10 protein-coding genes are annotated in these 11394 nt (G+C 57.5%); 4 read left to right on the forward strand and 6 right to left on the reverse strand.

Features of this window, described 5'->3' with window-relative positions; all coding sequences use genetic code 11:
* Positions 1-44: 44 nt before the first annotated feature.
* Positions 45-932, forward strand: a complete 888-nt coding sequence (locus tag KI236_RS03480; protein WP_212819367.1) for a LysR family transcriptional regulator — start codon at positions 45-47, stop codon at positions 930-932.
* Positions 933-1193: 261 nt separating this feature from the next.
* On the opposite strand, the gene gdhA is transcribed toward KI236_RS03480, so the two are convergent.
* Positions 1194-2546 (reverse strand): NADP-specific glutamate dehydrogenase, encoded by a 1353-nt coding sequence (gdhA, locus tag KI236_RS03485; RefSeq protein ID WP_212819369.1) that lies wholly within the window; start codon positions 2544-2546, stop codon positions 1194-1196.
* A gap of 390 nt (positions 2547-2936) precedes the next feature.
* On the opposite strand from gdhA, the gene KI236_RS03490 reads away from it, so the two are divergent.
* Complete coding sequence (locus KI236_RS03490) at positions 2937-3497, forward strand: phosphoribosyltransferase family protein (RefSeq protein ID WP_212819371.1); 561 nt, start codon at positions 2937-2939, stop codon at positions 3495-3497.
* Positions 3498-3645: 148 nt separating this feature from the next.
* Positions 3646-5373 (forward strand): adenine deaminase, encoded by a 1728-nt coding sequence (gene ade, locus KI236_RS03495; protein WP_212819373.1) that lies wholly within the window; start codon positions 3646-3648, stop codon positions 5371-5373.
* Positions 5374-5480: 107 nt separating this feature from the next.
* Here the strand turns inward: ade and rplS are convergent, their stop codons facing one another.
* The 5 genes from rplS to KI236_RS03520 all read right to left on the reverse strand — a co-directional run bounded on the left by rplS (position 5481) and on the right by KI236_RS03520 (position 9814).
* A complete protein-coding gene (rplS, locus tag KI236_RS03500; protein WP_212819375.1) occupies positions 5481-5822 on the reverse strand; it encodes a 50S ribosomal protein L19 in 342 nt (113 codons plus the stop codon).
* Positions 5823-5969: 147 nt separating this feature from the next.
* Complete coding sequence (locus KI236_RS03505) at positions 5970-6632, reverse strand: TIGR03936 family radical SAM-associated protein (protein ID WP_212819377.1); 663 nt, start codon at positions 6630-6632, stop codon at positions 5970-5972.
* Positions 6625-8457 (reverse strand): TIGR03960 family B12-binding radical SAM protein, encoded by a 1833-nt coding sequence (locus KI236_RS03510; protein ID WP_212819379.1) that lies wholly within the window; start codon positions 8455-8457, stop codon positions 6625-6627. Before KI236_RS03510 ends, KI236_RS03505 begins: the two co-directional genes overlap by 8 nt.
* A 36-nt stretch (positions 8458-8493) precedes the next feature.
* Positions 8494-9090, reverse strand: a complete 597-nt coding sequence (locus KI236_RS03515) for a zinc metalloprotease (RefSeq protein WP_212819381.1) — start codon at positions 9088-9090, stop codon at positions 8494-8496.
* Positions 9091-9097: 7 nt separating this feature from the next.
* The gene (locus KI236_RS03520) at positions 9098-9814 is read right to left on the reverse strand and encodes a M23 family metallopeptidase (protein WP_212819383.1); all 717 of its coding nucleotides are present in this window, start codon (positions 9812-9814) and stop codon (positions 9098-9100) included.
* Positions 9815-10159: 345 nt separating this feature from the next.
* Here KI236_RS03520 and KI236_RS03525 point away from each other — a divergent pair, with 345 nt between their 5' ends.
* Complete coding sequence (locus KI236_RS03525; protein WP_212819385.1) at positions 10160-11344, forward strand: aminotransferase-like domain-containing protein; 1185 nt, start codon at positions 10160-10162, stop codon at positions 11342-11344.
* Positions 11345-11394: the final 50 nt, after the last annotated feature.

Here is an 11394-nt window from a genome sequence, read left to right on the forward strand (position 1 = left end):
TTTTATTGAAGATCAATTATTAGCTCTAATATCGAGGTGACGAAATGGCTGTAAAACTGGAATTATACCGCGTTTTCAAGGAGGTTGCCGAGGCCGGCAACATCACCGCAGCGGCACAGAACCTATTCATTTCCCAATCCGCCGTGAGCCAATCTATCAAGCAATTGGAGTCTGACCTGCAGTCCCGGCTCTTTGCGCGCAATTCCCGAGGCGTGTCCCTGACCCCGGACGGCAAAATGCTCTATGAGTATGTCCGCAGCGCCATGGGTCTGCTGGAAACGGGGGAGGAAAAGCTGTCCCAGTCCCGGCAATTACAGGTGGGGCACCTGACCATCGGCGCCAGCGACACAGTAACCAGCCAGTTCCTCCTCCCCTATTTAGACCGCTTCCACCGCCAGTACCCAGGCGTACACATTCAAATCATATCCGGCCGCAGCCACAAGGTCCTGGGACTGCTGCAGTCGGGGAAGGTGGACATCGCCTTTGCCAGCACCCCCCAGGACGCCAGCTCTCTGAGCACCTTCCGCTGCTTTGATACCCACTCCATTTTTGTGGCGGCGGCAGACTACGACTGCAATTTTGACCACATCTACACCCTGGAGGAGATCATCCGATTCCCGCTGATCCTGTTGGAGCGTAAGGCTTCCAGCCGCCTGCATCTGGACAAATTCTTCCTGCAGAACGGACACCATCTGAACCCGGAGATCGAGCTGGGAGCCCGGAGTCTGCTGGTGGATCTGGCGGCCATTGGCTTCGGTGTAGCGGGGGTAACAGAGGAATTCGTAAAGAACGAATTGGCTTCCGGCAAGCTGCGCAAGCTGCAAACGGACTTTGCCATTCCGCCCCGGAGCGTAGACCTGTGCATCCTGCGGGATGTGCCCCAAACCTCCGCCGCGCAGAAATTCATGCAGTTTGTGCAGGCAAATTTGTGACTTGTAAATAGCGCAGAGCAGAACGAACGGGCGGGGTGAGGGCACCCCGCCCTACGCAATTATTAAAATCTTTGTAGGGCGGCACCCATGTGTGCCGCCGCATGAACACTGTACCAAATCGGCGGGCGGGATAGAACCCCGCCCCTACGGAGGCAAAATCGAATCGTTACGGGCACGGTGCGCCCTCGCAATGGCAGGTACGGGAAAAGGGGAGAAGCCTTTCGGCTTCTCCCCTTTCAGGTTTACAAGTTTTCAGCTTAATTAGAAGCAGCCCTGCTCCATCATAGCCTCAGCGACCTTCTTGAAGCCGGCGATGTTGGCGCCAGCCACCAGGTCATAACCCAGGCCGTACTCGGCAGCAGCCTCGGCAGACACCTTGTGGATGTTCTCCATCATCTTGTGCAGCTGATGGTCAACTTCCTCGGCGGTCCAGACCAGACGCTCGGAGTTCTGAGCCATTTCCAGAGCGGAAACGCCCACGCCACCGGCGTTAACAGCCTTGGAGGGAGCCACGATGATGTGCTTCTGCGCACGCAGATAGTTCAGAGCATCGTTGGTGGTGGGCATATTAGCGACCTCGATGTAGTACTTCACGCCGGAAGCAGCGATCTTCTCAGCGGACTCCATCTTAACATCGTTCTGCATGGCGGCGGGCATATACACATCCACATCCTTGACGCCCCAGCACTTCTCGCCGGCGACGAACTCGCAGCCGAACTTATCGGCATAGGGCTTGCAGTGCATAGGATCCTTGGCGCGCATCTCCAGGATGAAGTTCAGCTTCTCGTCGGTGATGACACCGTCGGGATCGTGAACATAACCGTCGGGACCGGCAAAGTAAGTGACCTTAGCGCCCAGCTGCGTAGCCTTCTTCATGATGCCCCAGCCCACATTGCCGTAGCCGGAGATAGCGATACGCTTGCCCTCGATGGTGTCGTTCTCGTGCTTCAGCACTTCCTGCAGATAGTACATAGCGCCGTAACCGGTGGCCTCGGGACGGATCAGGGAGCCGCCGTAGCTCAGGCCCTTACCGGTGAGCACGCCATTCTCCCACACGCCCTTCAGGCGGCGATACTGGCCGTACAGGTAGCCGATCTCACGGCCGCCCACGCCCATGTCACCGGCGGGAACATCGATATCGGGCCCAATATAACGATAGAGAGCAGTCATGAAGCTCTGGCAGAAGCGCATGACCTCGGCGTCGGACTTGCCGGCGGGATCGAAGTCGGAGCCGCCCTTGGCACCGCCGATGGGCAGGCCGGTCAGGCTGTTTTTGAAGGTCTGCTCGAAGCCCAGGAACTTGATAATGCCTTCATAGACATTCTTCTGGAAACGCAGGCCGCCCTTGTAGGGGCCGATAGCGCCGTTGAACTGGCAGCGCCAGCCGCGGTTGGTGTGCCACTGACCGTTATCATCGCACCACACAACACGGAAGGTGAACATACGCTCGGGCTCTACCATACGGCCCAGCAGGTCGACCTTCTCATACTCGGGGTGCTTCTCGATGACAGGCTCCAGAGAGGACAGAACTTCCTCAACGGTCTGCACGAACTCAGGCTCGTTGCCGTGCTTGGTCTTTACGCTCTCGAGCACGCTTGCCAGATAAGCATTCATAAAAATTGCCTCCTCAAATATGTTCCAATTTGGAATGTTTATATGACGGGCTCTCATGTCCCGTTCATAATGATGATAACACCAAACCCGGCTTTGCACAAGGGCTAACGGCGGAAAAAGTATTTGATTAACTGTAAAAAATAACTTGGCTTTTTTGTGCAAAGTGCAAATTATTTTTCAGTCGGCCATAAAAATTTTTGAAGCGCCGGTTCACCGGGGATTTAATATTGACTTTTGGGGATTCTGTACTATAATATGTAGGGAGGAATTTTTTCCCGCACACCTGATTAAAAAAACGCCTCATGCGATGATGCGCTCCTCTGCTGCCGCTCCCCTTTCCGGGTGGGCTTTTGTTATGTCGGGCGCTTTTGGGGCAAAAGGAGTTATTTTATGCATACATATTCGCTGAAAGTAGCCGGTTTGCAGCGGGAGCTGCCTATCTGCAAGGTAACAGACGATCTGCACATTGGCGCCTTTATCTGCTTTGGCGACGCTGAGTTGACTGTGGCCTGTGCCAAAGCCATGCTGGACCTGCTGGAGCCCGACAGCTACGACTATCTCTTCACTGCCGAAGCCAAGAGCATCCCCCTCATCCACGAAATGGCCCGCCAGTCCGGCGCAAAGAAGTATTTCATCGCTCGCAAAGGCCAGAAGGTCTATATGCCCAACCCCATCCATGTGGAGGATAAATCCATCACCACCGTTGGCACCCAGCGCCTGTTCCTGGGCAGCGACGACGCCGCCCTCATCCGTGGCAAGCGCATTGTGCTTATGGACGATGTGATCTCCACCGGCGGCTCCCTGCTGGCCATGGAGCATCTGGTAGAGCTGGCTGGCGGCACCGTGGTAGACCGCATCGCCGTTCTGGCCGAGGGCGCAGCTGCCCAGCGCAAGGATATCAAGTTCCTGGCCCCCCTGCCGGTGTTCAACGCCGACGGAACGATCAAGTAAAAATTTTTTTGAGATGGCTGCTGAAAAAGCGGCCATCTTTTTACATTTTTTTATGGACATTTGAGATAAGCTGTGATAATATGAGAAATTAATAAAACAAATAGCAATACGCCATTTTTGACCTATGAATGTGAAAGGAGACCTACATATGTCTGTGAAAGAAAGCTATGCCGGAAAAATCAACCGTAAGCTGAACAAGAAGCTCCATGTCATTGATGTGGCTGCCGGGCGTGTGCCCGCCGATCTGGTGCTGAAAAACGCCACCTATGTCAATGTCTTTTCCAATGAGCTGTGCAGCGGCGACATTGCTGTGGCCGAGGGGCTCATTGTGGGCATGGGTGAGTACCACGGCAAGGTGGAGCTGGATGTCACCGGCAAGATTGTGCTGCCCGGCTTCCTGGATGCCCACATCCATCTGGAGAGCTCCCTGGTGAGCCCCACGGAGTTTGCAAAGGCCGTTCTGCCTCACGGTACCACCACCGTCATCACCGACCCCCACGAGATCTCCAATGTCATGGGCACCGACGGCATTGAATATATGCTTCAGGCCACCGAGGATCTGCCTGTGGATGTGCGCTTTATGCTCCCCTCCTGCGTGCCCGCCACACCTCTGGATGAGTCCGGCGCCATTTTGGACTACCGGGCCATCGACTCCTTCTATGACCATCCCCGGGTCCAGGGCCTGGCTGAGATGATGAACTTCGTAGGCACCGTCAACGGCGACCCCCAGGTGGTGGAGAAGATCGTAGCCTCCCAAGCCCACCACAAGAAAATCGACGGGCATGCTCCGGGTCTCTCCGGCAATGACCTCAATGCCTACATCGCCGCCGGTGTATACTCCGACCACGAGTGCTCCGACCTGAACGACGCCCTGGCCAAGCTGGAGCGGGGCCAGTTCATTATGATCCGCGAGGGCACCGCCGCGCGGAATCTGGAGGCTCTGGTGCCGCTGCTGTGCAGCAAATATGTGGACCGCTGTATGTTCTGTACCGACGATAAGCACCCCAACGACCTGCTGGAAAAGGGCCACATCGACTACATCGTGAAGAAAGCCATCTCCCTGGGCGTAGACCCCATCATCGCCGTGAAGGCCGCCTGCCACACCGCCGCCCGATATTTCCTGCTCAACAACCGCGGCGCCATCGCCCCCGGCTACCTGGGTGACTTCGTCATCATCGATAACTTCAACGATTTCAATATCAAAATGGTCTTTAAGCGGGGCGAGCTGATGTATGACGGTCAGCTCCGCGACTTCCCCACGCCGGAAATCGATCCCTATCTGGTCAAGCGCGCCCACGACACCTTCCACCTGACCAAGCTGACGGCAGAGGACTTCAAGGATGGCCGTCCCCACGCCATCATCGGCCTGGTACCGGGTGAAATCATCTCCGAGGACGCCGGCTACATCGACCATATTGATGTGGAATATGATATTCTCAAGGTGGCCGTTATCGAGCGGCATAAGAATACCCATCACATCGGTCTGGGCTATATCAAGGGCTACGGTCTGAAGTCCGGCGCCGTGGCCACCAGCATCTCCCACGACTCCCACAACATCATCGTAGTGGGAACCAATGAGGAGGAGATGGCCGCTGCCGCCAACCGTATCGTGGAGAACCACGGCGGCATCACTGTGATGGAAAACGGCAATGTCTTGGGCGAGGTGACCCTGGCCATTGCGGGCATCATGAGCGACGATCCTTTGGTCATGGTCAACAGCGCTCTGGAAAGCGCCAAAGACGAGGCATTCCGTCTGGGTGTCTCTCGGGACATCGACCCGTTTATGACCCTGAGCTTCATGGCTCTGCCGGTGATCCCCACCCTGCGCATCACCACCCGGGGCGTGTTCGATGTGAATACCCAGCGGTATATCTGAATCTATGCACAAAGAGACAGCAGGCGCTTACCGTCTGCTGTCTCTTAATTTTTTAGATAGAAGAACCCGCCGACACGGAAAAATGTCGGCGGGTTTCGGATCGCTGCTTACAGCTTCTCTCTGACCTTGGCGGCCTTGCCGACGCGGTCACGCAGATAGTACAGCTTGGCACGGCGGACAAAACCGCTGCGCACGGTCTCGATCTTCTCAATGGAGGGGGAGTGAACGGGGAAAACCTTCTCCACGCCCACGCCGTAGGACAGGCGGCGGACGGTGATGGTTTCCTCGATGCCGCCGTGCTTCTTAGCAATGACGGTGCCCTCGAAGACCTGGATACGCTCACGGGAGCCTTCCTTGACCTTGACATGTACCTTGACGGTATCGCCAACATTGACCTGGGGCTTTTCAGCCTGCAGCTGCTTCTCGTTGAGAGCCTTGATAAGATCCATGGATAATTCCTCCTAAAATATAGGTGTTCATGCCGCCATTTTGCGGCGCCCGTCACACTTTCGGAGCGCCGGCGACAGAGGACCGCCCTTTTTACGCCATTATAGAATACCATATTTGTGCCTAAGACGCAAGTATTTTTTTCGTTTTCACCGGAAAATTTTTCCCTCCGCATCCAGCAGCTCCAGACGGCGGACCCGGGTAAAGTCCGGTGTCAGCTCCGGGGCATACCGCTCCACAGCCTTTTCCAGCAGCTGGGGGTTCAGCCCCGGGTTTTGGGCCTGGACCACGACGGTGCCCACCAGGGCGCACTTCTCCGCCCGCCAGTCCGTCCGCAGGATCATGGGGGCTATGTCCACATCCGCCAGGTCCTTGCGCTTGGTACGCTTTTGGATGATAAGCTCCCGGCGGCTCAGCAGCTCTTGCAGCCGTCCGGCGGCGTTTTCCGGCACGCCGCTGTCATATTCAAATGTGACCTCTGCCTGCAGCACAGCCAGCTCCCGCACCGGGCGCTTAGCCTCATAGCACTCCAGCACTCGCAGGCCCTCGGGCATCCCCTCATTGAGCTTTTCGGCGATGCCGCGGCCATCCGTATCCTGGGTCACCTCGAAATCCAGCAGCTCACACCGGCTGCTCTGCCCCACCGGCAGGGGCAGAACAATGGAGATGATGGGGTGCGGATGATACCCGTTGCTGTGCTTGATCTCCAGCTCCGTCCGGGGAAAGGCCCGCTGCACCGTGCGCAGCAAGTCCAGGTGGGAAATGTAGGCCGCCGGCCCCTCCTTGATGAATAGCAAACGCAGTTTAGACATGGCAAGTCCCTCCTACCATGTGATTGGCCCCGCAGCCGTTGCAGTGGGTACGGCAGTCCGGGGTAGTCACCCCCGCCTCGGCCCGCTGCAGCTCCCGCCAAAGGTATTCCTCCGTGACGCCGCTGGAGATGACGCTCCAGGGCATGATCTCATCCTTTTCCCGCTGGCGGTTGGCGTAAAAATGCGGGTCCAGGCCACACTCGGCAAAGGCTTCCAGCCAGCGGTCCAGGGAAAAATACTCCTCCCAGGCATCAAGCTTAGCGCCTTTACGCCATGCGGCCTCCAGGACCTTACACATTCTTCGGTCGCCTCGAGCCAGCACAGCCTCCAGGAAGCTGGTGTCAGCGTCGTGCCAGTTATAGGTAACGGTCTTGGTGGTGATAGCCTCCCGCAGGAGCTTCACACGGCGCTGATATTCCTCTTTAGAGATCTGGGGCTCCCACTGGAACGCCGTGTGGGGCTTAGGCACAAACCAGGAGGTAGAGACTGTGATGCGCACGCCCCGCTGCTTATTGGACGCACTCTCCCGCCAGGCGTGCATGACCCGGGCGGCCAGGTCGGCAATCCCCAGCACATCCTCGTCGGTTTCCGTGGGCAGGCCCAGCATAAAGTAGAGCTTCACAGCACTGTAACCTCCGGCAAAGGCCGTGCGGCAGGAGGCTAACAGCTCCTCCTGGGTCACATTTTTGTTGATAACATCCCGCAGGCGCTGGGTACCAGCCTCCGGGGCAAAGGTCAGGCCGGACTTGCGTCCCTTGGCCAGCCGCTGCATAAGGCTCATGGAAAAATTATCCGCCCGGAGGCTGGGGAGCGACAAATTCACATGGCGCGCCCGGCAGAATTCCTCCAGATCGTCGCACAGCTCTGTCAGCTGTGGATAGTCGCTGGTGCTGAGGGAGGAAAGGGTCACCTCCTGATAGCCGGAGTCATTGCAGGCCTCCTCGCCGTAGCGCACACACAGATCCTTGCTGCGGTTTCGCACCGGGCGGTACACATAGCCCGCCTGGCAAAACCGGCACCCCCGGATGCAGCCGCGAAACAGCTCCAGGGTCACCCGATCCTGAACGATCTCCGTGGAGGGAACGATGGTCTTCGCGGGGTAATAAGACTTGTCCATATCCTCCACAATGCGCTTGCGCACCACCCTGGGCGCGCCGTCTCGGGGAACGATCTCCTTTACGGTGCCATCAGGGTTATACGCCACCGTATACAGACTGGGCACATACAGACCCGGCACCCGGGCAGCTCTACGGAGGAATTCCTCTTTACTCCACCCTTCTCTCCTGGCCTTTCGGTGCAGCTCAATAAGCTCCACCGTCACATCCTCTCCCTCGCCCAGGCTGACGATGTCCACAAAGTCGGCAATGGGCTCCGGGTTATACATGGCGGTGCCGCCGGCTACGACCAGGGGCGTAAGGCCCGTGCGGTCTGCGCTGTGCAGGGGTATACCCGCCAGGTCCAGCATATTTAATAGGGAAGAGAACGCCATCTCGTAGCCCACGGAAAAAGCCACTATATCAAAATTCGTGATAGCCTCGCCGCTCTCCAGGGCGAACAGGGGTATCTGTGCTTTGCGCATCTCCTCCTCCATGTCGCCCCAGGGGGCAAACACCCGCTGACACCACACGCCGTCCATGTTGTTCATCACGCCGTATAAAATGCGCATACCCAGGTTGGACATACCGATCTCATAGGTATCCGGGAAGCAGAAAGCAATGCGCGTATCCACCTGCGCCGGATCTTTTTTTACCGCATTGTATTCACCGCCGGTGTACCGGGCCGGTTTCTGTACCCGGGGCAAAATGCGCTCTAATCTTTTATCCAATGTATACTCTCCCAATTATGTATAATTTCTTATATTCTACCCCCTATTGCCCTGATTGGCAAGCATAAATTCCCGTACCGTGCAGCAGGCCGCCCCCGCCACACCCACCAACAAAAATCCCGACCGATGCCGCAGCCACAGAACCACGCCCAGGGCTATCAGGGCCAGAAGCACCGCCAGGGTCACCGCCCGGCACGCCCTGTCCGCCAAAAAAGGGTCCGTTAAACAGGCTATCCCGATCCACAGAAGCCGTCCGCCGTCCAAAGCCGAGAGCGGCAGCAGGTTAAATGCGCCCAAAACAAGCTGCGCCCCGGCGAAGAGATAGGCACTCTCGCAGTAGGCTCCGGCCAAACTCAGAAGCCACCACAGGGCTGCGTTTACCAAAGGCCCCGCCAGTACGCACAGAGCCTCCCGGCCATAGGAAAGCCGCTGCCGGTCACGAATACGCATCTGTGCCCCGAACGCCGAGACGGACACCCCCTCCAGCCGACCACCGCACAGCCGCAGGGCCCCATAGTGCCCCAGCTCATGGCACAGGGCCGCCAGCAGTACCGCTCCCAGGCACAGAGGCGATGCCGCCGCTACAAACACCGCTATAAGCAGCAGCGCCGTAGGCGACACCCGAATCTCCACCCCCCTGCTACGCCACATAATAAATAGGATTAATGTACTCCCGGCCCCGGTGCAGCTCAAAGTGCAGGTGCGGCCCGGTGGCAGATCCGGTCTGCCCCACCTCCGCCAGCAGGTCGCCCTGGCGAACCGTCTGTCCGGCGGAAGCCGTAACGCTGCGGCAGTGGGCATAGAGGGTACTGAATCCTCCGGGATGGTCCACCGTCACATAGTTTCCCAGGGTGCTGCTCTGCCCCACTACAGCTACGGTGCCCCGGGCAAAGGCGTGGATGGCCGAGCCCTCAGGGGCATCCAGATCCACCCCATAGTGAAACAGATCCGTCTGCGAAATGGGATGGATGCGATAGCCAAACCCGGAGGTCACCGTCCCCTGTAAGGGTGCCCCATAGGCAAAGCCCAGCACCTGTTGCTCCAGCTTCACCTCCTCCGGCAGATTCTCCGGCCCATACACCCCCGAGAAGATCTGCGCCTCCGTCTGGGCCGGTGCTGCCGCCTCCTGGGGCTCCTTTTCTCCGAATACCGCCACATAGGCATCCTCCAGGGTGTCCCGTATGCCCCCCTGGCCGGAGAAAGCCCGCCCCACAGCGGAAAACGCCGCCACAAAGTCTGTATTCTCCCCCATAAGGTGCAGTATTTTTTCCCGGTACTGCCCCATTACATCCGGCATCAGCAGCTTCACGGCCACCACCAGCACCAGCAATACGCCGCTGACCGTCAACCGAAGCAATCGTCTCCGCTCCCGGCGAGTCATAGGCTTTTCCGTTTTGCGGGCTGGCTGGCGTCTAGTATTTTGATATTCCGTCACAGTTCCGCCCCCCTTTCAAAAAAATATATGCACCGCCGCCTCCCGATAGTCCGAATCAGGCAACAGTCAAAATGCCAAATGTTCCCCATACAATTTTAGTGATTCATCCAAAAATGCCGAATTCCTCGGCAAATAGGCTGTTTTTTTCATTTCATTTGTTTACTTTTGGGAAAATTTATGCTTAAATAGGAGAGGATCAAGTATACGGAGTTCGCTCCGCTTCTTGCAACTTAGGAAATGGAAAAGTAATTTAGGAGGAAAAGTTTTATGGTACAGTTTGCATCCAGAATGGACCTGTTGAAAGGCTCCGAGATCCGCGAGCTTCTGAAGCTCACCGCCCGGCCCGACATCATCTCTTTCGCCGGCGGTATGCCCGCCCCGGAGCTGTTCCCCGTGGAGCAGATGATGGAGGCCTCCGTAGCCGTTCTCAAGGAAAACGGTCGCGCCGCCCTGCAGTATTCCACCACCGAGGGCTTCCCCCGTCTGCGCGAGCAGATTGCCGAGCGTATGCTGGCTAAGAACAACATTCACACCGACGCCGACCACATCCTGATCACCTCCGGCTCTCAGGAGGGTCTGGATTTTTCCGCCCGCGTGTTCCTGAATCCCGGTGATGTCGTTCTGCTGGAAAGCCCCTCTTATCTGGGCGCTGTGAACGCTTTCAAGGCCTGCGAGCCCAAGTTTGTGGAAGTGCCCACCGATGACGGCGGCATGATCATGGAGGAGCTGGAGAAGATTCTGGCCACCACCGAGCGTGTGAAGATGATCTATGTCATCCCTGATTTCCAGAACCCCACCGGCCGCACCTGGGACCTGGAGCGTCGGCACAAGTTCATGGACATTGTGAATAAGTACGAGATTCCCGTGGTGGAGGATAACCCCTACGGCGAGCTGCGCTTTGAGGGCGAGTTCCTGCCCGCGCTGAAGAGCCTGGACACCAAGGGCCTGGTTATCTATCTGGGCACCTTCTCCAAGATCCTGGCTCCCGGCTACCGTCTGGGCTGGGTCTGCGCCGATGATGAGATTTTGGCTAAGTACAACTTCATGAAGCAGGCTGCTTCCCTGCAGGCTTCCACCATCGGCCAGATGGAGACCTCCAAGTGGATCGATATGTTCGACCTGGATAAGCATGTTGCCACCATCCGCGAGTGCTATCGCAAGCGCAGGGCCGTGATGCTGGAGACCCTGGCCAAGGAGCTGCCCGAGCCCTGCACCTTCACCCGTCCCGAGGGCGGTCTGTTCGCCTGGGTGGTCCTGCCCGAGTACATGGACGCCAAGGAGCTGCAGATGAAGTGCCTGGAGAAGAAAGTCGCTTTCGTTCCCGGCGGTTCCTTCTTCCCCAACGGCGGCCACGAGAACACCCTGCGTCTGAACTACTCCTGCATGCCCGAGGATAAGATCATTGAGGGTATTACTGCCCTGTGCCAGACCATCCGCGAGAACCTGCACTAATCCTCATAAGCTACATAAGGCACTGATTTGGTTCACGCACTGAACCGCTC

Origin of the sequence: Vescimonas fastidiosa (genome assembly GCF_018326305.1) — a bacterium.
Taxonomy (GTDB): Bacteria; Bacillota; Clostridia; order Oscillospirales; family Oscillospiraceae; genus Vescimonas; species Vescimonas fastidiosa.